Source organism: Methylomonas rapida, from assembly GCF_024360925.2.
In the GTDB taxonomy this organism is placed as follows: domain Bacteria; phylum Pseudomonadota; class Gammaproteobacteria; order Methylococcales; family Methylomonadaceae; genus Methylomonas; species Methylomonas rapida.
Map to the genome: position 1 here is coordinate 2,755,256 of NZ_CP113517.1, position 23,497 is coordinate 2,778,752.

Annotated in this window: 22 protein-coding genes and 2 pseudogenes; 12 read left to right on the forward strand and 12 right to left on the reverse strand. The window is 50.4% G+C overall.

The window, feature by feature from the left end; translation table 11 throughout:
- The first annotated feature begins 124 nt into the window (after nucleotides 1-124).
- A complete protein-coding gene (locus NM686_RS12915) occupies nucleotides 125-1,267 on the forward strand; it encodes an SGNH/GDSL hydrolase family protein (protein WP_255188270.1) in 1,143 nt (380 codons plus the stop codon).
- An 86-nt stretch (nucleotides 1,268-1,353) separates the two neighbouring features.
- Here the strand turns inward: NM686_RS12915 and NM686_RS12920 are convergent.
- Nucleotides 1,354-2,678: pseudogene (locus NM686_RS12920) on the reverse strand (IS110 family RNA-guided transposase).
- A 338-nt stretch (nucleotides 2,679-3,016) separates the two neighbouring features.
- A complete protein-coding gene (locus NM686_RS12925) occupies nucleotides 3,017-3,490 on the reverse strand; it encodes a GFA family protein (protein WP_255188271.1) in 474 nt (157 codons plus the stop codon).
- 727 nt (nucleotides 3,491-4,217) lie between these two features.
- Here NM686_RS12925 and NM686_RS12930 point away from each other — a divergent pair.
- Nucleotides 4,218-5,318 (forward strand): choice-of-anchor A family protein, encoded by a 1,101-nt coding sequence (locus tag NM686_RS12930; RefSeq protein ID WP_255188272.1) that lies wholly within the window; start codon nucleotides 4,218-4,220, stop codon nucleotides 5,316-5,318.
- 169 nt (nucleotides 5,319-5,487) lie between these two features.
- On the opposite strand, the gene NM686_RS12935 is transcribed toward NM686_RS12930, so the two are convergent.
- The 7 genes and pseudogenes from NM686_RS12935 to NM686_RS12965 all read right to left on the reverse strand — a co-directional run bounded on the left by NM686_RS12935 (nucleotide 5,488) and on the right by NM686_RS12965 (nucleotide 13,260).
- Entirely contained in the window at nucleotides 5,488-5,940 is a 453-nt protein-coding gene (locus NM686_RS12935) for a type IV pilin protein (RefSeq protein WP_269021786.1), read from the reverse strand.
- A 36-nt stretch (nucleotides 5,941-5,976) separates the two neighbouring features.
- Nucleotides 5,977-9,498: pseudogene (locus NM686_RS12940) on the reverse strand (PilC/PilY family type IV pilus protein).
- Nucleotides 9,499-9,543: 45 nt separating this feature from the next.
- A complete protein-coding gene (locus NM686_RS12945) occupies nucleotides 9,544-10,023 on the reverse strand; it encodes a pilus assembly PilX family protein (protein WP_407942358.1) in 480 nt (159 codons plus the stop codon).
- A gap of 99 nt (nucleotides 10,024-10,122) precedes the next feature.
- Nucleotides 10,123-11,172 (reverse strand): PilW family protein, encoded by a 1,050-nt coding sequence (locus NM686_RS12950; RefSeq protein WP_255188273.1) that lies wholly within the window; start codon nucleotides 11,170-11,172, stop codon nucleotides 10,123-10,125.
- Nucleotides 11,173-11,183: 11 nt separating this feature from the next.
- Entirely contained in the window at nucleotides 11,184-11,642 is a 459-nt protein-coding gene (gene pilV, locus NM686_RS12955) for a type IV pilus modification protein PilV (RefSeq protein ID WP_255188274.1), read from the reverse strand.
- Nucleotides 11,643-11,647: 5 nt separating this feature from the next.
- Nucleotides 11,648-12,208, reverse strand: a complete 561-nt coding sequence (locus NM686_RS12960) for a GspH/FimT family pseudopilin (RefSeq protein ID WP_255188275.1) — start codon at nucleotides 12,206-12,208, stop codon at nucleotides 11,648-11,650.
- Between the two features lie 263 nt (nucleotides 12,209-12,471).
- Entirely contained in the window at nucleotides 12,472-13,260 is a 789-nt protein-coding gene (locus tag NM686_RS12965; protein WP_255188276.1) for a PEP-CTERM sorting domain-containing protein, read from the reverse strand.
- Nucleotides 13,261-13,802: 542 nt separating this feature from the next.
- Between NM686_RS12965 and NM686_RS12970 the strand changes: the two genes are divergently transcribed.
- On the forward strand, nucleotides 13,803-14,093 hold the full coding sequence (locus NM686_RS12970; protein WP_255187135.1) for a hypothetical protein: 291 nt from the start codon (nucleotides 13,803-13,805) through the stop codon (nucleotides 14,091-14,093).
- A gap of 317 nt (nucleotides 14,094-14,410) precedes the next feature.
- Here NM686_RS12970 and recD2 read toward each other — a convergent pair whose 3' ends face one another.
- Genes recD2 through NM686_RS12985 form a run of 3 tightly spaced genes read right to left on the reverse strand, consistent with a single transcriptional unit; the run spans nucleotide 14,411 to nucleotide 17,161 of the window.
- A complete protein-coding gene (recD2, locus tag NM686_RS12975; protein ID WP_269021788.1) occupies nucleotides 14,411-16,084 on the reverse strand; it encodes an SF1B family DNA helicase RecD2 in 1,674 nt (557 codons plus the stop codon).
- Complete coding sequence (locus NM686_RS12980; RefSeq protein ID WP_269021789.1) at nucleotides 16,085-16,606, reverse strand: helix-hairpin-helix domain-containing protein; 522 nt, start codon at nucleotides 16,604-16,606, stop codon at nucleotides 16,085-16,087.
- Between the two features lie 6 nt (nucleotides 16,607-16,612).
- Complete coding sequence (locus tag NM686_RS12985; protein ID WP_255188277.1) at nucleotides 16,613-17,161, reverse strand: hypothetical protein; 549 nt, start codon at nucleotides 17,159-17,161, stop codon at nucleotides 16,613-16,615.
- Between the two features lie 222 nt (nucleotides 17,162-17,383).
- Between NM686_RS12985 and NM686_RS12990 the strand changes: the two genes are divergently transcribed.
- From NM686_RS12990 to traA, 9 genes are all read left to right on the forward strand, one after another.
- Entirely contained in the window at nucleotides 17,384-17,917 is a 534-nt protein-coding gene (locus NM686_RS12990; protein WP_255188278.1) for a hypothetical protein, read from the forward strand.
- A 58-nt stretch (nucleotides 17,918-17,975) separates the two neighbouring features.
- Nucleotides 17,976-18,284 (forward strand): integration host factor subunit beta, encoded by a 309-nt coding sequence (locus NM686_RS12995; protein WP_255188279.1) that lies wholly within the window; start codon nucleotides 17,976-17,978, stop codon nucleotides 18,282-18,284.
- 193 nt (nucleotides 18,285-18,477) lie between these two features.
- Nucleotides 18,478-18,759, forward strand: a complete 282-nt coding sequence (traL, locus tag NM686_RS13000) for a type IV conjugative transfer system protein TraL (RefSeq protein WP_255188280.1) — start codon at nucleotides 18,478-18,480, stop codon at nucleotides 18,757-18,759.
- Entirely contained in the window at nucleotides 18,756-19,367 is a 612-nt protein-coding gene (locus NM686_RS13005; RefSeq protein ID WP_255188281.1) for a type IV conjugative transfer system protein TraE, read from the forward strand. Before traL ends, NM686_RS13005 begins: the two co-directional genes overlap by 4 nt.
- Nucleotides 19,364-20,341, forward strand: a complete 978-nt coding sequence (locus NM686_RS13010) for a TraK domain-containing protein (RefSeq protein ID WP_255188282.1) — start codon at nucleotides 19,364-19,366, stop codon at nucleotides 20,339-20,341. The genes NM686_RS13005 and NM686_RS13010 overlap by 4 nt, the downstream gene beginning before the upstream one ends.
- Nucleotides 20,341-21,720 carry a TraB/VirB10 family protein gene (locus NM686_RS13015; RefSeq protein WP_255188283.1) on the forward strand — a complete coding sequence of 460 codons (1,380 nt, stop codon included), beginning with the start codon at nucleotides 20,341-20,343 and terminating at the stop codon, nucleotides 21,718-21,720. The genes NM686_RS13010 and NM686_RS13015 overlap by 1 nt, the downstream gene beginning before the upstream one ends.
- A 26-nt stretch (nucleotides 21,721-21,746) precedes the next feature.
- Nucleotides 21,747-22,553, forward strand: coding sequence for a DsbC family protein (locus NM686_RS13020; RefSeq protein WP_255188284.1), 807 nt, complete (start codon nucleotides 21,747-21,749; stop codon nucleotides 22,551-22,553).
- A complete protein-coding gene (locus NM686_RS13025; protein WP_255188285.1) occupies nucleotides 22,550-23,059 on the forward strand; it encodes a TraV family lipoprotein in 510 nt (169 codons plus the stop codon). The genes NM686_RS13020 and NM686_RS13025 overlap by 4 nt, the downstream gene beginning before the upstream one ends.
- 129 nt (nucleotides 23,060-23,188) lie before the next feature.
- On the forward strand, nucleotides 23,189-23,488 hold the full coding sequence (gene traA, locus NM686_RS13030) for a TraA family conjugative transfer protein (RefSeq protein ID WP_255188286.1): 300 nt from the start codon (nucleotides 23,189-23,191) through the stop codon (nucleotides 23,486-23,488).
- The last annotated feature ends 9 nt before the right edge of the window (nucleotides 23,489-23,497 follow it).

The window sequence follows — 23,497 nt, forward strand, 5'->3', positions numbered from 1 at the left end:
TGGAAGTGGTAGAAGTCCAATGAACGAAAAGTACGCTAAGTTGTAAAACAGATTGTTGATAAAGCCATGCCTTTCGGTTAGAAGGTTGGATCCATCAATAAAACATCCGTTACAGGAGGCCGCTATGCAAGTTTTAGACAGTTTGAAAATTATACAAATTGGTTTGCTGGCGACAGGCCTTGCCTGCTCGCCAGCGGTTTTTGCGAAGAAATCAAACTTTGACAACATCGTGGTATTCGGCAGCAGTCTAAGCGATTCCGGGAATGCGTTTACTTTGATCAAAAACGCGGTCGACTTGGGTTATGGCCAATGCAACCTTGGAGAGCCGCTGAATGTTCCGCCTTACGACCAAATGGATAAGCTGCAAATAATGGATGATTTTTATGAGCTGTTGGTCCCAGACGGGGTTTACGCCCGCGGTGGTCATCACGTTACCAATGGCGCAACCTGGATAGAACAATTTGCGCGCGGGCAAGGTTTATCTGGAAATGTGCGACCGGCGCTACTGAGTTACAGCATTCAGGCTAATAATTACGCGGTGGGCGGTGCACGGGCGCGGCCAGTGACGGAAGAAACGCCGGCTGACGATGTTATTCGGTGTCGTTTCAATCTTTCCGACCAGGTCAATGCATACTTGGCCGATCACCAAATCGATGCGTCACATCCGATTTCAGAAAAAACATTATTTACCATAGAAATAGGCGGTAATGACGTGAGGGATGCGCTGGATGTGTTATTGAACACCCAAGATGAGCCAGAGTCAGCCGCAAAAGCTTTGATCGGGCAAGCGATAACTCAAATTGCGCTAGCGATTCAAAGCTTACACAGTCTAGGGGCTGAAAACTTTCTGTTGGTAAATGTCCCAAATATTGCGCGGACACCTACGGTCAGACTGTTGAATGGGTTATATACGCCTCCACCCACACCAGAAGAACTAACTATTGCCTATAATGCAAACTTGTTGTCTGTGGGCTTCAATGAAGCACTGTCAGTGCTCCAAGCGCAATTTAATGCCTTGTACGACATTAAAATCCGCACGCTAGATTTGTATGGCTTACTTGAAGAGATCATTTATGATCGAGAAAGTAATGATTCGAATCTGTTTGGCATAATCAATGTCACCGACGCTTGCATCAAGCCAAACAAACCGCCATTTACCTGTAAAAAACCCGGAACTTACCTATTCTGGGACGGCATACATCCTACCGAAACAGTGCATGGCTTCATCGCGCAACGGGCAATGAATGCGTTGGAAAATTCCGATTAGGTTTAGCGATTGGCTCTCAAGAAACAGCCAAATTAATATTTTATAATCAATGGGTTACAGGCTATTCAAAATTATTGAATGATCCCTCAAACAGCTTGAGGCACTAGGTCAAATCCCAGCGATTTCGCTTTTAGCTGTAAATATTTGAGCGTGCGGTCCTGGAATTTCGCGTCATATTCAGCTTGTGACTGCTGAAGTACTCGGTGCCCTGTGTTAACAAGGCGTACACTAATCGGGCTAATTTATGCGCCGTGGCCGTGATGGCTTTTCCTTTACCCAGGCGAGCCGCCGTTCTCCGGTAATAAGCGCCTAAACCGCATTGGCTGCGATGCAAACCTTGCGCCGCTAACTTAAGCGCACGCGCTACCCGGTTGGGTATGCGTTTGCTGGCACCAGAAAGCCGTTTGCCGCCCGAGATCCGGGTGCCGGGACACAAGCCCAACCACGAACAAAAATGCTTGGCCGTTTTAAACTTGGATAGGTCCGTGCCTAACTCCACCAACACTTTAAGGGCCGTGCAGACATCAATACCGCCAATTTGGGTTAAATCCACGCCAGCCCATTGCCTCAGCGCCTCGTGCGCATCGAAACCGGGCGCATTCTTGCCGCCGCGTTTGGTTTTGCCTTTGGCGACTTTAAGGTCACGACAACGTAAAGAAGCGATGAGCGCCTCCAACTGGGCATCGGCATCCGCGATCAAGGCTTGATAGCTGTCATAGAGCGATAAGGCTTGCGACAGGCAAAATACATGCTCGACTTTCCAGGTCCCCTCCAAGCTTTTAGCAATATCCACTTCACTGGCCTTTATCCTGTAATTGCGATGTTTAGCCAATTCGAGAGGATCTCGTTCGCCGGCCACAATGGCCCGTATGATGTTCAATCCGGTTTGCCCCGTGATATCTGTGATGACGTTGGTGAGTTGCAGATTCATTTGGGTAAGCGCTTTTTGCATGCGTTGTACGCAACGCGCTTGATCTTGCAGCAAACTGTCGCGCTGGCGAGAGACGGCACGTAATGCACAGACCTGGGCGGGCGGGCGAAAGGCCGAACTGAGCAGCCCAAAACTCATCAACTGCTGGAGCCACTGGCAATCCAGTACGTCGGATTTACGGCCCGAGACATTTTTGACGCTACGCGCGTTGACCAACATCACCTCAATGCCGTGCGCTTCCAACACCTCGAACACCGGAATCCAATGAACGCCCGTCGATTCCAAAGCGGCAATCGTGATGCCGCAGTCGAGTAGCCATCTCGCGAGCGTTTGAAGGTCTTCGGTATAACATCCGAATTCCCGCACCGGCTCTGTCGAACGATCCGCCGGAACGGCCGCAAAGTGACTGCGGCTGCCAATGTCGATGCCAGCAGCATTCAGATACTGGATAGTCAATACTTTGTTGACGCGCATAGCCATGAGTAAACTCCAGATAACAAATCTAAAGGGCCTCACCAGCAACGGGACATCGTCATGCTCATTCTCTCAAGCGGGATGCAAAAGCTCACCAAAGTCGCCGACGTCACCAGACCACACTCAGACAACGGGCACAGGGCACCAGTGCTTATTCGGTCTTTGCTGGAAAGACTCACATAGCATAAACTCAAAACCAGCCTTTCCCTGTTTCTTGTTAACGCCATGCGCCCGTAGGGGGGCTTACTTTGCTCAGAACCAACAGCAAACACGCGGCGTCGTTTGCGTTGGTTATGGTGTCCTAAGTGTTTCCTGGCGCTCCGTCGTAAAACATTAGACGCCGTTTAACTCTCCGGATATTCAGCATAGCGCGGCAAGGTATCTCCATCGCATGACCAATCAGTTCTTGAATGCCAGAAAATTCGTGCTTGAGGTTTGATTGGAATTTCATCGTCCAGCGATCCGGCAGGAACCACGACTCCGTTTAGTTCTGGAACAAATCGAGCAACTTGGCTGCCGCATTCGCTGCAAAACTGGCGGGTGAAGCGCTTGGCGTCCGGCACTTTGAATTGCTTCACCAAAGATTCTCCGGCGGTAAACGCCAAATCCGCGTTTGCCAAGAACAGATTGGTAGCGTGCCCAGTGCCGGAAGACTTGCGGCAACGGGAACAATGGCAGTGATAAAAACGTTCTGGATTTCCACTGACTTGGTATTTCACGGCGCCGCAAAGGCAGCCGCCTTTAAACGTGATTGCCATAAAGCCCCCTGGTAATAAAAAACGAAATAGCGGACGCGCACCCAGAACCGGACGAGCCAAATCCTTGCATAAGAACCCTGACCGGTTTAGCGTCTTAAGTCTACATCATAAAGCGAGCGGCCTTCCCGCGACAAACAGAAACCAAAAGCCGGTTGACCTTGCAAAGCAGGAAGCTACAATATGACGACATATTAGGAGCTAATTGGGCCCAGACCAATAAAAAACTACTTGCTACGCCCGAGCAAACGGAAATCGTTGCAGGATGGACTAGCGTGCGTATTCCGATCAAACCCGCCACTGATTCCAATCTCAAAACCACCACCCATTCCGATATGATTGCGCCAGTACAGAATGAGTTTTTTAGGAGCTGTGAACTGTCGCAATCGACCCAAACCCGTCATGCGACTTTCTCCAAAGCGGCCGCATGCCGAAACATCTTTTTTCGAGTTTAGCTTCTACGAAGCAGTCCTTGGCGACCTCATCCAATCGGCCATAAGCCGACAGCTGCATCAACAAAATCACCGGCAGTGTTGATATCTTAAGCCGTCATTGAAGATTCAGAAATCAGTCGAATATATGCTTGGAAAGCTATTACTGCTTTAGACTGTCATTTCATGCCATCAGCTGCCGTTTATGTCACGTTTTCAGCAACTCTTTTCCCAATACTAGGTGTTTATTGGCTTGAAATTCAACATGATAAGGAATGTGAAATATTTGGCCTGATGATTGCTTGTATACGCGGACGACTTATAGCTGTTAATTTGACTTCTAAAAAATTAGGCTCTCGATGCGACTACTGGACAAAAAAATTGCTCGATTTACTTTTCTGACATGGATTTTTCTGTTTACCTTGCCAACAAGCGCGATGTCATTAGACCTGGGGTTAGCGGGCCAATTTAACGCCTTCGTACTTAATGATATGACAGCAAGCCATTCCGATGTGGAAGGCCGTCTTGCGGTTGGCGGCAACCTCAACCTGCAGCATTATGCGATCGGCATGGAACTCGGCAACTCTCAAGGTTATCGGGATGACCTAATTGTTGGCGGTGCGTTGAATTTCAGCGACGGGCGTGTCTATAACGGTAATGCCCGAAGCGGGGGGACTGCCACCATTGAACGCGTGGGCTTTTATAGTGAAGACCAGATTAACAGACTCAACGGAAACTATATTGCAGGAAATCCCATCGATTTTAGCCAAATTGGAGGGGAACTCGCCGATAAATCCAGGCTATGGGGTAATTTGAGCGTTAATGGTTTGGTCGATTTTGAAAGTTGGGGTGGTTTAACCTTGGCCGGCGACGATCCAACCCTGAATATTTTTTCGATTTCCGCCGAACAATTGGGAAGCACGACAAAATTTCTATTAGACATACCCGACTCTGCGCGAGCCTTAATCAATGTCACCGGCAAAAACGTCACGATGCAAGGATTCGGCTTTTACCGACAAGAGGATGGCGTTCCTGTGAATGACGATGACGGACGCATTCCAGACAATGCGCCGCCCAAGCGTCACGATGGTTTGCTGACGCAGAACATTCTGTTTAACTTCATCGAGGCGGAAGTTTTGGAAGCCTATGCCATAGGCATTAAAGGCAGTATCTTGGCGCCGCTGGCCGACATGATTTTTTACAATGGCCACATAGATGGCAATTTGATCGTTAACTCGTTGAGCAGCAAGCCAGGCGAATACACGGGCCAAGTCAATTACTATCCTTTTATGGGCATGACGGAATCGTCGTCCGCAATACCAGAACCGCCGCATGTTGCCTTGATTGTCATTTTCTTATTTGGCCTAGTCATCAAGACGCATACCACCCCGCAACGAAGGATCGCTGGCAAGTTGATTAAAAACCAGCGTTGTTCTCTTACGATAGAGATAAATACCTAATCTGACAAAGTAGAAATAACAAACTGATGAGGAACTTGCAAAATACCACTATTAGTGGCCAATTAATTTTAAAAACCACTATATCTAGTGGTTTTTGCGTAAAATTTCATAATTTTGCAAGTACCTCTGATTTAAAGGCACTTTTAAAGCTGAATGTTTACCATCTGGGTTACCAGCATTCCGCTACGGTTGCTGCGGACACACCTTTTACCCCAGTATTAGTAAGCGTCAACGTTCCGCATTTGTCATTAGCCTGCGCGCCGGTTGGCGTGGCCGACAGTGCGTAGGTATTTGCAGTGACCGCGCTGATGGTCAAACTATAAACAGCGTTCCCTGATGTGGGGCTCTGTGAATGATAGATAGACGGAGAGCCTGTATCATTGGTGCCTGCTGCTCCACAACTATTAGCACCATCCGTTCCTCCGGCATCGCAGTAACTATTGGACTCCGTAAAGTGCCTTTCCATCGCATTTGCCAAGCCCATTAATGCCCCTTCTGCATCGGCTCGGCGTGATTTCCTGACATGTTCTTGGTAGCTTGGAAGGGCGATAGAGACAAGAATACCGACAATCGCCACGGTAACCATCAATTCAACTAAGGTGAATGCCTGTTGTTTATTCATTATGGGTGTAACCTGTTCTTATTAAAGATAGCAGTATCATAAAAGTTGACGCCAGGATTGTCGTCTGGCTGGAAGCAGTGTTGGGGCTACGCTTTCAGGCGCTTTTTCCTTGACCAGCCATAGATTGGCGCTACTGCCGCTGGTGTATTTGCAATCTATACCATTTTCACAGTTGATCACGGCCGGCGTGTCGATAATACCAACCTGGGATTTGACTCCGGAAGCGGCAACGGCGACGCCATTTATCATCACCATGTCGTTGTCATCGACTTTGCCGTCATTATTTAAATCGATAGGTGTGCCTGATAGGCGTGCTCCGGAAAACTGATCCAATTCCATCAGCCAACTCGTACCGCCAGCGGTGCAAACATTGGTATTTGGAATCAAAGTTGGAAATATCACAACACCATGCCGCAATATGGGCATGCTTACGACCTTTTCGCCTTGCAATCCATAAACCGGGGAAATCAAATCGACAAACCAACCGCGCCTATTAATGTTATTGGTGCAGGGTGTGGTGGTTGTCGTTGGCAACGTAGAGCCATAAGCAACTTCGCAATCTGAGCTGATGCGTACATCGCCGTTAGCGCTGGAGCCGTCGGCTAGTAAGGTGTTGCCGCCACTGGTTTCGGCAATAATGCTTTGTTGTTGGAGCGATGATCGACCTGATACCACACCGTTACAGCCGGCTGCACTGGTTTTATCGCACTGATCCCATATGGCATAAAAGCTTTGTACCTGCGGCACGGTCGGAACCAGATTATCATCCGTCTCGAAATATTTTCCCGTACCGAAATAAAGCATCACACCACTGGTCTGCCCTGTGGCGGTTGCCTTGCCCGCTGCTGGCTTGGCGGTAATTGGCTGCGTCGCGGCAAGACTATCCGTTGCGACGAACAGAGGAGAACCCGAGTATGCGACTCCCCAGTTGGCGGTGTCACTACTGCTGACATCGAATTTCCACAAATTACCGTTCAAATCACCGGCATAAATATAATCCACTATTTTGTCGTTATCGCTATCGACAGCAATCGGACTAGATAATCCATTAATCCCACTTGCGGTTTCCGCTTCTATTTTCTTAATCAAGGCTCCCGTTTCAATATTGATGATAAATAGCACGGCCTTGCCGGCTAAGCTGTTATAACCGTTAGCAACAACCGCAGCCCATTGACCGTTAGCCATACGCACCACGTTGACCTGGGGTAGCGTGTACCCCATATCGGCATCGTTGCTGCTGGCAAACTCCCAAAGTACTTTATCGGCACCGAATGCGTCAGGATCGGTTACGTCGAGTGCAAACACTCATTTGCCGCCGCCCCCCAAACTACCCACTAATACGGTATGCCATGCGCCCTCATAGAACACATCGCCGCTTTGGGCTGAGCCGTCAACGAAATAATGATGGCTATAGGAGGGATCACTTAGCGTCACCAATTTGCTGCTTATCACGGCATTGGGAACATAAGCAAAGATCTCTTTACCACCATCGACGCCAGTGCTGGCATCAAAGCCGTGCAACATGCCATCATTAGCACCGACATAGATCATTTGGCGGCGAATGGTACTTGCGAAGCCACCATAGCTTGAACCTTCGCTACCCGGCAGAGAGGCATATCCGGCATCGTCCCGACCCACAAAAAGAGGATCGGAATTGACGATATCCCCTAAGATACTGCTGCGGTTTCTGAAGCTACCTCCATTGCTCTGCTCTAGGGTTTGAACGCCTCTCAAATAGTCGACTACATCTTGGCTGCCCAGAATATTCTGCTGACTGGCATTAAGGCTGCTCCAAACAAAGGGAATGCCCTTGCTTGTGGTGGCTGAAGGGTTATAAGAAAAAATGTCTCGATCGGCTGGGCTTGGTATCAGCGCGTTCGCACTCCATGTTTTTTGCCCAATCGCTCCGGCATCAAGTTTTCCATTGCCATTGGTATCTTCCCCCGGATCAAGCACTTTATCGCCATTAATGTCCTCACTGAGAAGCCTGAATGCCTGTAAGTTACCGCTCCAATCGCCGCTGTCAAATACTGCTTGGTAAATCAAAGTATCGGTCTGAAATTGAGTGGAATTGGTGGCAACCGAAGATGAAGCGCTGGCCTGTTCGGTAATAAAGTTAAAAGCGCTGACCAAGCTAGCGCTCAATTCGGCTTCGTTGCCGGCAAAATAAAATTTGCCACCGCCGTGCAATGCAGCATCCCTAGGCAGCGGGTTTACTCCGGGTATGTTAGGATTGATAGCATCGTCTGCAAAGCCGACGATAAATGTGGTCAAATTATTCTTGGCCTTATTCGATTCATTCTCATTGCGCAAATCTGGCCGTAAATCCATGTCGAACAAGGCTTGGGTCACATCGTCGAGATAATCACTGGAATTATTGCCGGCATTGTTAACTGACAAGTTAGGTGTCGCACCATTACCACCAGGGTAAGGGTATGCTTTTTTCATGTCGTAGGTCGTACAACTGTTGCTAAAATTGCCTGAACAGTCCCCGTCATAGTCCTTGAGATAACTATTGGTTGCAATATCACGATCCGATGAAGGCAAACCGTCAGTAATCAGCACAGCGAAATTCCGCTGGCAGCTATACTGAATTGGACTACTGGAATATGTGGCTTCGCTAGCAATTGCGGTGCGTCCCGACCAACCGGTACTGTTGCCTAAAGCACTCGGCAGAACACTATTCTTGCTTACCGTGGACGCATTACTGGTACCGGCCCTCAAAACTACATTATTACTACCGGTGGCAAAGTAGTTGCCAATATCCGCCATGGTTTCAGCCAGCGGCGTGTGCGCATTTGCACTGGTTGCATTGATACGGTTTTTGATATTGGCCTTCTTTGTGGTACCCAAATCATCAACCGCTTCCCACAGCGTTCCGCCGTTATCGACATTGAAAGTCGTGAATCCGATACGCGTATCACTGGTTAATGAATCCACCAGGAAATTCGCGGCGTTTTTGGCAACTTGTAAGCGGGTGGATGTAGTGCCGGCTTTGGCGATTTCGTTGCCGTAATACCAATTCAGATAATTCGCGCGCTGGGCAGTGGTGGTAACATTAGAAGGCAAAGTAAGATTGGTGGTATAGGCAATATTAGACGCAAAACATTTGGTTCCGATGGTATTGCCTGACTTATAGCCGAAAAAGTTGCTGGGTATGGTGGTGCCATAGGTTACCGGGTTAGTCACCGTCACCGTGCAACGGCCTCTACTGTTATTCCAAGACCCGCCCGCATTCTGGCATTTAGTTCTGGTATTCAAAGAGGTATCAACTTGTGTGCCGGTGGTTGAATTGGGCAGCGAATTGGCATCGCAGTTGGCACCCGTAGGATAAGTCGTCACCGGGTTGTAATCAGAGCCCGAGGCATTGATCGTCAGGGCTTCCGCCATGGACATCGAGTTATCCAGCATCAGCATCACATTGGGCTTGACAGAACTGGTCAAAAACAATGGTGATTGGGCGACATCAGCATGTGCCATGGCACTGAACAAGAAAAAAACTAACAGCGTGAATTCAAGTCGGCGAGATATCGGGCGCTTGTAAAAATAGAATGCCATGAGGCCTCCCTGAAAAGAAACGAGAATGCTATACCTTGGAATACATCAGGGTGCATCTACTTGATAAATGGATTGCAGCATCACCAGCGAATCGGCGGTACCGCCGCTAGCCCGTGCAGTGATGCGAAAATTACGGCGCTGATCGACCGCTGGACATGGTGTCGCGGGGGATGCACAGGTGAGGCCCATATCTTCGATGATATATCGTGGGTTGGTACTTATATCGGCTAAGGCCCCACTATAATGTACCGCTTGCGTATTCCAATCGATGCTGTTCCAGATAGGGGTAGTTTCCTGTACACCATCACAATTGACATCACGTGATTGGTAAAAACCAGTAGGATTAGGGGCTGTGGCTGGGCAAGCTGAAATGGTTGTGGTTTCTGCAGCCGCCTCGCCAGCATTTAATGCCGATTCTGCCGCCTGAAAAGCCAGATTCCGATCCCTCATGTTACCAGCCATTTTTTCGTCTAGCCCGGTGACTCTAACCGCCGTAGTGCCAATCAGCGTCAGCAGCAGCAGCATGATAAGACTGATAGCCAGAACTACGCCGGCTTGGTACTTATGCCTCGAGAACGAGCCCTTCCAATCGCTCATGCATCGATTAAACACGCGTTATCCTCCCTATGAATTCAGCCGATTACGGACGGCTAAGGTCGAGGTAAAAATTCTTCTGAGGCGGCGATCAACTGGAGTGGTCGTTGTGCCATTGAAGGTATAGGCGAGTGGCCGCGAAGCCAGATTGTCATCTCGCGAGGCAACCAGCACGCTAACCCGTGCGCTGATCACATTTTCAATGTTAACCACGCTATTAGCTGGGACGTAGTAGTTGGCTGTTCCATCGGCATCGGTATCTTCCCCGTAAAGAATTTGAAAATCTTCGATGTCTTCCAGTAACTCAACCGGATTTGAGCCGTTGACGACTGCCTTGGCGTTGTCAAGTCGCCACAGGGCGGGCCTCCCTGAAGCGCCGGTACGAATAAAGTAGCTATAGGAACGAAACACGAAAATTTCTGCATCGGCACCATATACTTTACTGAGCTTCGGGCTGGTATTCTGATTATTGGCGTGAGCGATGGTTTGCTTTCCGGCACCAGAGGAAGCGCTGGTGGCAACAAAAACATCCGCAGCATTACAATCCGAAATTAGCAGCGTGTCATATTGATTAATATTGCAAGTATTGGCGGCGGGGATTTGAATATTGGCATTGTCGGATGCCATATTTCCGGTTAGGTATCCACCACAGCTATCGGCGTATTGAACAGTGACTGCATCGGTGTTGGCAACGCATTGATTTGCCCCGGAACAGGCATTGGCATTCCAGCTAGTCGAAATGTTGTTATTGCCGACGATGGCATTCAAATTGGTAAAGGGATTTACCGCCGGATTCGGATTAGGGGATTGCGGGGAAGCATCGATTGCCGGAGTTACCGAACCGAGCGATGCACACCCCAGATAGCCCGCCATGCGAAGATCCCTGCTGATAAACTCCATCGCAAATCTGCCATTCTCCTGCAGCCTGGAAAGATTTTCCTGCATTCGATAAGTTTGCCGACTATTTATAAAAATCTCCAAAACGCCGCCGAGCAGGAACGCGCCAATCAACAGGGCAATCATGATTTCCACCAGCGTCAGACCGGATTGCCGATGCAATGACTGACTCTGACCTGCCACAAGCAGTCCCCTCATAGTTGAAAACTCATCTGAAAATTCGGGTCAGCATTATCGGTCAAGCCATCATGGTTATCGTCCCAATTAACGGTAACGGTAAAAACCCCGCCAGCGCTAGTAATCGTGGCAGCGCCCCCAGGTAAAGCGGTCGCCAGGGCGCTTTTCAACTCATACAGGTCGTTTTGCGCCATTTTTTCTGGGGAGCAGGTCGTGCTGACCTCGGTGCAATCCGCCTGCTGCGTTGCGGACGCAACCGCGGTAGAGGTGCTCAGGTAACTATTGCTTGCAGTAACATTGGCTCGCATACGATCGGCGATGTCATACGCAAGTTGAGTGGCCTGGCTGCGAAAATAGGCGCTCTGGTTATTTTTGAGATTGTTAGCTTGAAGTGCCGCCAACCCTAGCAAGCCAATAGACAACACCAAGGTGGCTACCAACACCTCTATTAGAGTAAAGCCGTTGTTTTTTCTCATGAGGATTAGGGACAAGATGCTGCGTTTCCTACTGTAGTACTAGGTCTGCCTATCGCATTGACACTGATTGTTCGCGAGTTCGTGGTATTTTGAGTGTTATCGCAAAGCCGAAAAACTTCGCTAACCTGATTTTTACTCAAGCCTTCGGCCAGATAAGTCGCATAATCCTTGTAACTGCTATTGCCTGTCCTAAGGGTATAGCCCGTCGACAAAGCATCATAGGTTTTTAATAGGCAATCTTCCGTAGCCTCGCATAGCGTGCTGTTGGCATTATCATCAAATGCACCATTACCATTGAGATCGACAAATACATCCCAACCCGTTTCCCAGTGTTGGCTTGTAGTTCCTTTGCGCCGGATTGATATGGGGGCACTCCGTTTTATGGCTTCGCTACGTGCATAATTCAGGCTAGAAACCAGTTCATTGGCGTAGGTTGTCAAGCGATTACTCCGCACAGTTCCGATGAAGCTTGGAACGGCCAAGCCCATAACAATTGCAGCGACGGTGACCGTTACCATCAACTCGATCAGAGTATATCCTTGGTATGACATTTCTTCGTGAAACATGAATAAAGGGGAAAGAGGATAAAACGCTAATCTAGGTTAGATGGCAATGCCATTATTTTCAACCTGTGCAATGACGCATTAATGGGTTATTGCATACTGCCATACGGATAGTCCATCTTGCCGCCCTCTGCAAAATCACCATGATACCCACTCAGCAATGGCTGCAGATGAAATCTGCCCGCCTAAAGGCGGGGACTTAAACCTTGGATATTGAAGTTCAACCTTGCAACGAAAAGCCCCGGATTGACCAGGGCTGTTTGCCGTTATACCCGTACGACTTTCTTGCGCCTAACGAATGAAAATCCAGCTAGACCAAGACCAATAAGCGCAAATGAGTTTGGTTCGGGTACCGAGAAAGATGATGGAGCAAGGGGTGTTTCAGTAAAAACGATGACATCTTGGCTCTTATTCCGCGCACCGTCGTTTAAATATGTGAGAGTATAGTTCCCGGTATTATTAGCAGTAGCTAATTGACTTAACCAATTATTGGCTAGACTGACAAAAGCTAATGATGAATCTTTAACCCTGAAATTCTTGTCGGTACTATCGATTATAAAACTTCCAACAGCACTGGGCGTACCATAGGCAATTTCCCAAATCGCTAGTTGAAAAGCTGCCGACTCGATTGTTGTGTCAATGAAACTGTAGACTTGATTGGCTAATTGAATCATTTTATCGACCCGTATCTGTCCGGGTGTTTCGGGACGTAATTTAGATAATTCGGTAGCGAGGTCGCTGGCAGTCGCAACGTCATAGATAGTGCTACCATTGCTCATCCAATGATAAATATCCACGCACCATGCATTGAATTGGCCACTTGACGAAAAGTCATAGTCTATATTGTTCGTGGTGAAACTGTTTCCACCTATCGATACACCAACGAAACTGTTATGTGAATTGGGATTGGGGGCGATAGCACCTGTGATGTAACCAACTTGACCACTACCAAAATCGGCCGATTTGGCATAGGTTACGTCAATAGTTGCCGCCATTGATGATGTGCTTGCAACACCTATTAATGCAACGAGCGGTAAAAAGTATCTCTGCTTCATATTGTATCCATGCATAATTGACATCCTCATACCAGCATTAACCGCGCCACAACTTGATCGATGCATGCGCGGTTTTAGGCGAATCGCATAAAATCATGATTTTGCTTATGATTTATTTTGACATGCATCACAAAAACACATGATGTGAACAGCCCAGCACCATAACAAGCATGCAATCTGCCAAAGATGTCACGTTGTGATGCCGAGCTTGTCATGCGGGTAGCATGTAAAAGATAACTTGATAAATATACATATGAGGGACTTGCAAAATTATAAAATTTCCCGCAAAAATCACTATATCTAGTGGTTTTTTTAAATAAGTCGATTACTAATAGTGGTATTTTGCAAGTCTCTCATAGATCTTTTTGCATTGGATCAAGAAATCGCCAATTCACAATTCAGCTGATAAAAGCAAAGCGTGTACAGTAAATGATCCGCTGCTTCCGTTAATAACATCTCATTTTTCTGGATACCTAAGGACTATGCTTTTTTTGAATCAGGCCGCAATATCTTAGAAGAGATGCCAAAAAACGAGGTTTATAGTGTTTAAAGTTGAAAGGATTTATTGCCAATGCAATTTCAAAACGGGTTCAAATGAATGGTTTTTTGTTGCCAGAGAAGGAGTATTTGGCCCTTACGGCAGCAAAGTTATCGCACAAAAAGCACTCAGTGAAATGATCAAGCATTGCATTGATAACGCAGACGATGGTGGCAGAAATCAACTAAACACTACCAAGCTAAGCCTTGTTCCGGATGACAAGTTTGAGCCTAAAAAGAAACCACAACAAGAAAGTAAATCCAAATCTAAGTCAAGCGGACATTGGATATACTGAGCAAAGCAAACATTTAGTGGACGCTCCAACAAATTCCGTCAGCCATCCGCCATTAACCAGACACTCGAAATGTGGCTAAATGGGGCAGAAATGGGTCGTGACGCAACCGTCATATCTTCGAATTCATCGCCCGCAAGCTGTCGTTGAAATCCGACTCCTGAAAGAGGCCAGTCGTCACTGAGTGCAACTGACCTGATTTCGACGATTTCAACGTAACGCTCATGAAGGCTGTGCATCGCCCCGGCAAATGAAAGTCAACTTTGTTATGTCGTTAGTCTGTTTTTGGGGTTGCCGCGTGACTTTCAGAGTAAAGATAGTCACGGGTTTTTAACCAGCCTGGCAGCCAGGTGAGTGATCCTGCGCTGTGATTGCTGATTTTTCACAGCCATTGCCAACGCTTTGGGCTGAGCAATCACGATGACCAGTTTTTTGCCACGCGTGACGCCGGTATATAGCAGATTGCGTTCCAGCAGCATAAAGTGCTGCATGGCCATCGGAATCACCACCACCGGATATTCCGAGCCTTGCGATTTGTGCACGCTGGTGGCATAAGCCAGCGTAATTTCGTCCAGATCGCTGAATTCGTAGTCGATTTCACGATCGTCGAACAAGATCTTGACCTGGCTTTCCTCAAGATCAATGGATTTGATGACGCCAATGTCGCCGTTGAAGACTTCCTTGTCGTAGTTGTTGATCCGCTGAATGACCTTGTCGCCAGGCGCATAGGTATTACCAAAACGGGTAATCTTCGGTTCGCTGTGCCCATTGAGCCGTGCTTGCAATTCGATGTTCAACGACCGTGCGCCCAGGCCACCCCGATTCATGGGCGTCAAAATTTGCACGTCATTGACCGGATGAAAGTGGAATCGCTGCGGAATCCGCTCAAGCACGACCTGCATCAATTTAGCGAAAATCTCCTCAGGTGTTTCGGCGTAGAGGCAATAAAAATCGCTGATGCCTTCAGTCTTATCCACCAAAGGCATTTGCCCTTGGTTAATCCGGTGCGCATTGGTAATGATTTTGGAGGTACTGGCCTGACGGAAAATTTCGGTCAGACGCACGGTGGCAATTTGACCGGAATCGATAATGTCGGCCAACACCGATCCTGGACCGACCGAGGGTAATTGATCGACATCTCCGACGATCAAGACCGCAGCTTCCGTCGGTATGGCTTTTAACAGCTGATTCATCAACACCACGTCCATCATCGACGACTCATCGATCACCAGGCAATCGAGGTCTAGCGGGTTTTCGTCGTTATGCTTGAACGCGAACTGCGTCGGATCGAACTCCAGTAAGCGATGCACGGTTTTTGCTTCCATGCCGGTCGATTCCGCTAAGCGTTTTGCCGCTCGTCCCGTCGGCGCGCACAAACCGATCCGCACCCGTTTGGCTTTGAGAATCTTGAGTAGACTGTTGACCAGGGTGGTTTTACCAACACCGGGGCCACCGGTGATCACCGAGACTTTATGCTGGAGTACCAATCGTATGGCAGCCGCTTGCGACTGCGATAAGGTCATGCCGGTTTGCTCTTCCACCCAGGGTATGGCTTTATCCGCATCAATCACACCCCACGGTGCATCGCCTTGATTCAATCGATTCAGGTGGGCGGCACAACCGATTTCAGCGCGGTGCAAGGGCGTCAGAAAAATGAATTCGTCACTACCGTCGATTTCGGCAATCAAATTGCCTTCGGTCAATTCAGCGGCGATGGCTTGGTCGATAATCGATAATGGAATTTCCAATAATTTCGCCGCCATTTCGCACAGCTTGCTGCGAATCGCGGCACAGTGGCCTTCGCCGGACCATTCTTGCAATACATGTCGGACACCCGCTTGGGCGCGCAGCAGGGATTGCGGGCCGATACCCAGCTTCTGTGCCAAAGTATCGGCGGTTTTAAAACCGACACCGTGGATATCCAGTGCCAGACGATAGGGATTTTCGCGCACTTTCTCGATGGATTGGTCGCCGTAGGTTTTGTAAATGCGCACCTAACGCGAGGTGCCGACGCCATGCGATTGCAGAAAGACCATGATCTCCAGAATCACTTTCTGTTCCGCCCAGGCGCTGGTCACCCGCTCCTGGCGTTTCTTGCCGATACCCGGCAATTCCAGCAGGCGTTCTGGTGTCTGCTCGATCACATCGAACACCTGCTCACCGAAGGCTTTGACCAGTTTTTTGGCGAAATGGGGACCGATACCTTTGACCATGCCGGAACCCAGGTATTTTTCGATACCGTCCAACGTGGTCGGCGGCACGATTTTCAAGGAAATGGTCTTGAATTGCTGGCCATGTTGGCGATCGTTCACCCAACAACCCAGGCATTCGATGTATTCACCCGCTGTGACACTAGCAGCCGAACCGATCACGGTAATCAGTTCCCGATAGCCTTTGACTTTGACCCGCAACACGCAAAACCCCGATGCCTCGCTATGGAACGTCACGCGTTCGATGGAGCCGTACAGTTTTTCGACGGGATTGTCCGCATGCGCTGGCGCAGCCTGTGACATCATGGGTTACTAACCCTCGTCATGTTCGATAAACAGCGAGGCTTGCGTGGGGTTCGCGTCATAGGACGTGCCATCGATGACAGGAAACAAACGTGAATAAGGCACCAGCCAAGTATGCTGCTCACAGATCTTGACAGTGGCCGTTTTGGGGTTCAGGCGGATGACTTCGCCGAACAATTCATGGTTGTCCCGGCCCTTGAATCCCACCCGCGTACCGACTTGCAAGGCACTTTTGGGAATCCCGGTGGTATGCGGTTTGGGTTGAATCGCCGTATCAACGTCATCCAGATTGAGGTAATAAAAAGGGATATTCCAGCTTTTCTGGTCTTTGACGTTTCTCACCAGGCAACGGGTCTTTTGAATCTTCAAGATCACCGCATCGATCAAGCCGTTGGCTTGCGGGTCGAAATAGCTAATCGATTGGCCGACTTTCAATTGGGCTTTTACCTGCTCCACCCGAACCGGATTGATGAGTTCCTGATAAATGGCAGACTGTAATCGATGTAAATCAAACAGTGATGCTTTATTGAGCGCTTCAAGAATTGCTGTGTAGTCCATTGCCGATATACCCCCGTAATAGTTTTACAGCGATATTACCGGCTTTTATACCGCCAAAATAGTGTCGTGCATCGGGTAACTTTGCTGAGGCGAGATGACAGAGCTGTCTCATTTTTTTCGGTTCCCTGTGTAACGGAGGACAAACGACGCGTTCAAACGGCATCCAGTCCGCTATAATTAATTGCCGGACAGAGCATCTACCAAGGCGATTAAGCAACATCCATGGACTTTATAAAACTTTGCGTGGGAGAGCGCTTCGAGCATGACATGCCGGAAGAAGGCATGAGTATTGTTCTCGCTAATGGCGCGCCATTATTGACTTTCAATTTTTCAGTTTCGCCGGGCGAAATCCAAGCCTTTCTCAATGGCGCTGCCTCGTTTGCTTTGTTCGCCGAACAAAACCATCTGTTCTTTTTGTTTAAAATCGAGGGCTTTCTAGATTGGTCGGACTTGGCGTTTACCATCCATCTTGCAGGTGATGAGATCATTGATGATGATGACGTCTACTTGCCCTTTAATCTGGTCTTGGTGGATCCGAACACTAAAATTGTCAAAGGTCTGCGCATGGTGACCGTCTCACCGGATTTCAGGTCAAGATTGGCTGAGTTGATCCGAGAACAAGCAGCAGAGCCGTTTGATATGATGACTTACTATCGCGGTATTGGCAGCCTTTATGACAAATATCCCACCGCAAGCGACTTACTCAAACAAGCCGTAATCATCGAACAAGGCGGAAAGACACTCCCGACGCTGTAATGGCTTGCACCCATCGGCACACACTGCCACAAATGATTCCTTTAACGCATACCCGATAATGACTAAATCCCAACTCATCGAACGCATCAGCCTTAAATTGCCCCATTTACAGCAACGCGACGTCGAAATGGCGATCAACATCACTATCGATGTGATGAGCCACCATCTGGCACAAGGCGAGCGTATTGAAATTCGTGGTTTCGGTGGCTTCTCGATGATTCAACGAGCCGCCCGGATGGGGCGCAATCCCAAGACAGGCGAACCCGTGAGTTTGCCCATACGGCACGCCATTCACTTCAAACCTGGGCTGGACTTACGTGAACGCGTGTCCCTTTCCAGAGACCGATTCCCCTTGATTAAGGACTAGCCATCCCGTTATCCAATGATTTCAGCGTCGCATTGGCAGAGAGTATCTAAGGGATGCTTTGGGTAGCCCAAAGCCAAGATTCCTTTCAATCTTTTACAGCCCAACTCGCGAAAGCGCGATAAATAGCGAGTTTTCGCAAACGACCTGCCGAAAATCCTCTTCACAATAATGACCATCCCAACCGGAGGTCATTATGGAACCCGTTGCCATTCCCCATTCGATAGACGATCCGATTCACATTTTGCTGTGGAGCGCGGACGAGATCGTGCCATTCATCGTGAGCATGCTTACCGGCATGTTGATCGATCAGTTCATACCCGGCTTGGCGCTCGGCCTCATCGCGGTCAAGTTTTACCGGCGTTTCCGCGATAACCGGCCTGACGGCTACACCTTGCACGCGCTGTATTGGCTGGGTTTATTGCCGAGCCGCGCGCAGACCATCCCCAATCCCTACATCCGTCGGTTCCTGCCATGAGATGGTCGGAGTTTCTGCAAACCTGGGATGGGCACGAGACCGAGAACCGCTTTAGCCGCGTCATTATCATTGGCTTGCTGGTGATTTGCGTGATTACTTCGCTGGCCGCCTGGCGTACCGAGCGCAGCATCATCCTGGTGCCCCCTACCCTCACCCAGGAAGTCGAAGTGACGCGCAGTAGCGCTTCCAGCGAGTTCAAGGAATCCTGGGGGTTGTTCCTGGCGGAACTCCTCGGCAACACCACGCCGGCCAATGCCGATTTTCTGAAAACCGCGGTCGAGCCGTTATTGGCGCCCGATATTTACCGCAGTGTCCTGGACGCCATGAGCGATCAAATCAAGGCCATCAAGATGGACCGGGTCGCAATCAGTTTTACGCCGCGTCACGTCGATTACGAAGCCGAAACTAACAAGGTCTTTGTCAGCGGCGAACTCAAAAGCCAGGGTCCCAGTTCCAAACCGGACGTCAAACTCCGTACCTATGAATTCATCATCGCCATCAAAAACTATCGGCCCCGGCTGGAATACATCGACGTGTATCCGGATTCTCCCAGAACCCTGGAGCGATTGAAATCCACCCAGGGGCAACCTCAAGAGGCTAAATCATGAAACTTGTGTCGCACCCCTGGTTGTTACTCACCCTTGCCGGTCCGGCGTGGGCCACCGATGACTTACCCGTGACGGTGTTACCCCCGGTCACCACCGTGGCCGAAGAGTCATCCTCTGCGCCTTCACAACCCGTTGTCCCGCCGCAGCCCGATTTTGGCATCGAGTTACCGCCGGTTGATGCCAGCGTCTTGAAAGCCGCCAAACAGCAAGCGGCAGCCTCAAACTCAGCGTCAGCCACTTCCATCGGACCGCAGCACATCGCCGTCAAACCCGGTATCAACGAACTGATGCCGATTGCCGTCGGCCATTTGAATCGTCTGGTGACGCCGTTCGAGCATCCGGTGGTCACGACCACCAGCCAGGCCACCACCAGTACCAAAGGCAAAATCGTCTATGTCGCCACCGCCGACGAAACGCCGGTGACGTTATACATCACCCCCGGCGACAACCAGGACATTGCGCTGTCGCTAACCCTGATCCCCAAACGGATTCCGGCCCGGGAAATCCATCTCGATCTGGATAAAGACAGCTACCAATTACTGAACCAATGGCAACGCTCTGATGCCGGGAACCGCAATTCAGGTCAACAGGAACAAGCTTACATTAGCCAACTGAAAACCTTGTTTCGGGATTTGGGATTGCAAAAGACCCCAACCGGTTATTCACTCCGCGAACCGAAGCCGCAGGAACAAATTCGCTGCCTGCAAGACCGCGTGCAGATTAAAACCGGTCAAGCCCTGGAAGGCCAGGACCGGCTGATTCTGGTGGGTCTTGCCAAAAATACCGGCAGCGACATGCTCGAGTTCGACGAACGCAGTTGTGCGACGACGCAACAGGACGTACTTGCCGTTTCGGTCTGGCCCAACGTGGTATTGAAACCGCAGGAAGCCACCGAGTTGTATGTCGTGGTCCGACAAGCGCCTGAGGCGTCAGTCAGTTTGCGGCCTTCGTTACTGAGCGGAGACCAACCCTAATGGCCAGCGTCGATACCTGGTGGGCACGCTTGACCCCGACCGCAAAACGCAATCTGGCCGTCGGCGGCATCGGTACCGTGGTGTTAACGGTCATCATCGCATTGGCCACCGTCACTCCGGAAGTCAGCAAACCGCTGAGCAAACAGGCCACCATTCAACACATTCTGACCGACAGCGATCCGCGCTCGCTGGGCATCGACGGCATCTCCGCGCAATTGCGAGATCTGCTGCAGAAGAACGACGAGCAAGCCCGCCGGCTGGCGGCCATCGAAGAACAGCAGCGCCGGGAACAGCAATCCGATGAAATCCGCTTCAAACAATGGACCACCGCTGAGCGGGAAGCCTATGAAGCCAAGCTTCAAGCGGTCACCGGTGAAGTTGAGACGTTGAAGAACAAAGCGTCTACAACGGCAGTGGCTGGCAACCCTGGCGACGCCAATCAACCTGCCGTAGAGCCATCGTCACCGGGAAGACCTTACAACCGTCGGCCAAGCAACGCGCCCTTCGACAACGCACAAGAGGATCTCAACCGGGTCTTCGAGCAAGCCGCCATTCCCTCGCCGACGCCTGGTAATACCGGCGTCTCGGGAGGCCGAGCCAATAGCCAAGCGCCGGCGGCAATGCAGATTCGTGTCATTCAGGAAGGCACTGAGCCGTCCAACGGCAAAGACAAAGACGCAACGCCGATCTCTGAGCGAGGCCGCTCGAACCGCGATCATGCCAACAGCGACGTTTTCATCCCGGCCGGCAGCATTTTGACCGGCGTCTTGCTTAACGGTCTCGATGCCCCGACCGGCAAAAAAGCCAAGAAAGAACCCATGCCGGTACTGTTCCGGATCAAGAAGGAAGCCATCCTGCCCAACCGTTTCCACGCCGATGTGCGCGAGTGCTTTTTGTTGGCTGCGGGCTTTGGCGACTTGAGTGCCGAGCGGGCCTACTTCCGCGGCGAGACCTTTTCCTGTGTACGCCAGGACGGTGGCGTCATCGAAGTGCCGATGAATGCCTATGCCACCGGCGAAGACGGCAAAAACGGGGTGCGCGGTCGCGTCGTTTCCAAACAAGGCGCGTTACTCGCCCAATCGATGATGGCGGGTTTTCTGCGCGGCTTTTCCGATGCCTTCGGTCGTAATCAGATCCCGGTGCTGATGACCGGCGGCATCGGTGCCCTATCCGGAACCACCCCTTTCCAAAGCGCTTTTTCCTCGCAGTCGATGGAAGGCGGCGCGCTAAAAGGCGCGGGCTACGCGATGGAACGCCTGTCGCATTTTTACATGGACATGGCCGAAGAGATTTACCCGGTCATCGAAGTCGATGCCACCCGCCAAGTCAACTTCATCGTGCAAAAAGGCACGGCGCTGAAGCTGAAAACCCCAAGCTGATTTTCACTAAAACACGGAAACGATTTATGTCTCTACGCCAAACCCGTTTACTGCTGGCATCGCTGTTAGTCACTTCAACGGCCTTCGCTGCCAATCCACCCAAACCGCCGGTGTCGGACATTGCCGCAGGCCTTTTGTCGATCAAGATCGACGGCATGCAGGACTTGCCCATCTCGGGTCTGAAGATGGTCAAGTCCGGTGAACAAACGGTGTTTATCTCCAGCAACGGCCGCTTTGCTTTCTACGGCGGCAAATTGATGGACATCTGGACTCAGCAGGAGATTAAGGAATTGGCGGATATCGACAAAATCGCCAACCGCATCGACCTGTCGCGGATGAAACTCAAGGCTGACGATCTCGGCGCCGTGACGGTCGGCCACGGCAAAGCCCAAGTGCTGGTGTTCATCGATCCCCGGTGCCCGTACTGCGGCAAGGTCATGAAAGACCTGCAAGCCTTGAAGGACCAATACACCTTCAAGCTGGTGATGGTCCCCATCCTCGGCCCCGAATCGCAAAACATTGTCGTGCAACTGGCCTGTCAGTTGGCCGCAAGCGATACCAAAGCCAAAGTCGCCGTGCGCGACCGCTTGTTGAAACAGGATTACGCCGGATTGCCAACCGAACCACCCACTCAGTGCAACAAAGAGCCGCTGCAGAAAGCCGTGGTCACCGCCAAGTTATTCGATTTGAAAGGTGTGCCGTTTCTGATCGCCCCGGACGGCCGTACCCACAGTGGCGCACCCGAGGTGTTAGCCGATTGGTTGGCCGACAAAACAAAGGCCGTATCCAGCACCACCACACCCGAACCAACGAAAGTGGAGAAAAAGCCATGAACCGTTATTGCCCGTTCCCATTAGTCCTTTCCAGCTTGACATGGATGTTTGTCACCGGCTGCGCAACACAGTACGGCTGTCAAGGCATGCCGGACGAACCCAGCTGTCTGTCGACCACGCAGGCTTACCAAGTCACCAATACGGCGATTGCGGAAGCGCCTCCGGAAAATAGCCAGAATTCGGAGTCAACCTCATCACCGGCAATCGTACCGCCGTTACAACAACCCGTACCCAAGATCGAAGATCCCACGCCGATTCGCACGCCATCGCAAGTCATGCGCATCTGGATCGCGCCTTGGGAAGATGCCGACGGCGATTTGATGGTGTCCAACTACGTCTACACCGAACTCGAACCCCGGCGTTGGATGATCGGCAAGGCGGTGCCCACTTCGAGTACCTCATTGATCCCGCTGCAAGTCGAGCAACGTCCGCCGGAGAAATGGTCCAGCGTCGATACCCCTGAAGACGAGAGTCCAGTCAATCGATTGGGCAAACAATTGCCCTGAACCGTAACCATTTTCACCGCAGGTCCCACGCCCCCTGCGAGAGTGAGCGGGCAACCGCTTATACCTGCCGGACTGAACGTCCGAGATTCGACGGGCAACCGTCTTTTAACCTGAATGAGGATATTTTTGATGAAAACATCCTATCGAAGCGGGGTCTTGCTGGCCCTGGCATCGTTATTTTTTATGCTAATGGCCAATGACGCCATGGCCGGTACCGGCGGTACCGAGTTCAACACCGTCTGGACCTTGCTGACCGGCTGGGTGGAAGGCTTGCTCGGCCGCATCATCGCTATCGTGTTCGTCATCGTCGGCCTGGTCGCCGGTGTCGTGCGCGGCAGCATCATGGGTTTTGTGCTGGGCATTGCCAGTGGTGTCGGCCTGTTTGCGGCGCCGACCATTATCACCAACATCGTGACCGCCACGATTTAGGCCTGGAAC

What these genes read in the sequence shown, in the direction of transcription:
- NM686_RS12935 (WP_269021786.1), bottom strand. Translation starts at nt 5,940, where the DNA reads ATGAATAAACAACAGGCATTCACCTTAGTTGAATTGATGGTTACCGTG.
- NM686_RS13010 (WP_255188282.1), top strand. Translation starts at nt 19,364, where the DNA reads ATGAAACTTGTGTCGCACCCCTGGTTGTTACTCACCCTTGCCGGTCCG.
- NM686_RS12960 (WP_255188275.1), bottom strand. Translation starts at nt 12,208, where the DNA reads ATGTTTCACGAAGAAATGTCATACCAAGGATATACTCTGATCGAGTTG.
- traL (WP_255188280.1), top strand. Translation starts at nt 18,478, where the DNA reads ATGGAACCCGTTGCCATTCCCCATTCGATAGACGATCCGATTCACATT.
- pilV (WP_255188274.1), bottom strand. Translation starts at nt 11,642, where the DNA reads ATGAGAAAAAACAACGGCTTTACTCTAATAGAGGTGTTGGTAGCCACC.
- traA (WP_255188286.1), top strand. Translation starts at nt 23,189, where the DNA reads ATGAAAACATCCTATCGAAGCGGGGTCTTGCTGGCCCTGGCATCGTTA.
- NM686_RS12915 (WP_255188270.1), top strand. Translation starts at nt 125, where the DNA reads ATGCAAGTTTTAGACAGTTTGAAAATTATACAAATTGGTTTGCTGGCG.
- NM686_RS12990 (WP_255188278.1), top strand. Translation starts at nt 17,384, where the DNA reads ATGGACTTTATAAAACTTTGCGTGGGAGAGCGCTTCGAGCATGACATG.
- NM686_RS12985 (WP_255188277.1), bottom strand. Translation starts at nt 17,161, where the DNA reads ATGGACTACACAGCAATTCTTGAAGCGCTCAATAAAGCATCACTGTTT.
- NM686_RS12980 (WP_269021789.1), bottom strand. Translation starts at nt 16,606, where the DNA reads ATGATGTCACAGGCTGCGCCAGCGCATGCGGACAATCCCGTCGAAAAA.
- NM686_RS12995 (WP_255188279.1), top strand. Translation starts at nt 17,976, where the DNA reads ATGACTAAATCCCAACTCATCGAACGCATCAGCCTTAAATTGCCCCAT.
- NM686_RS12945 (WP_407942358.1), bottom strand. Translation starts at nt 10,023, where the DNA reads ATGCTGCTGCTGCTGACGCTGATTGGCACTACGGCGGTTAGAGTCACC.
- NM686_RS13025 (WP_255188285.1), top strand. Translation starts at nt 22,550, where the DNA reads ATGAACCGTTATTGCCCGTTCCCATTAGTCCTTTCCAGCTTGACATGG.
- NM686_RS13020 (WP_255188284.1), top strand. Translation starts at nt 21,747, where the DNA reads ATGTCTCTACGCCAAACCCGTTTACTGCTGGCATCGCTGTTAGTCACT.
- NM686_RS13005 (WP_255188281.1), top strand. Translation starts at nt 18,756, where the DNA reads ATGAGATGGTCGGAGTTTCTGCAAACCTGGGATGGGCACGAGACCGAG.
- NM686_RS13015 (WP_255188283.1), top strand. Translation starts at nt 20,341, where the DNA reads ATGGCCAGCGTCGATACCTGGTGGGCACGCTTGACCCCGACCGCAAAA.
- NM686_RS12965 (WP_255188276.1), bottom strand. Translation starts at nt 13,260, where the DNA reads ATGAAGCAGAGATACTTTTTACCGCTCGTTGCATTAATAGGTGTTGCA.
- NM686_RS12930 (WP_255188272.1), top strand. Translation starts at nt 4,218, where the DNA reads ATGCGACTACTGGACAAAAAAATTGCTCGATTTACTTTTCTGACATGG.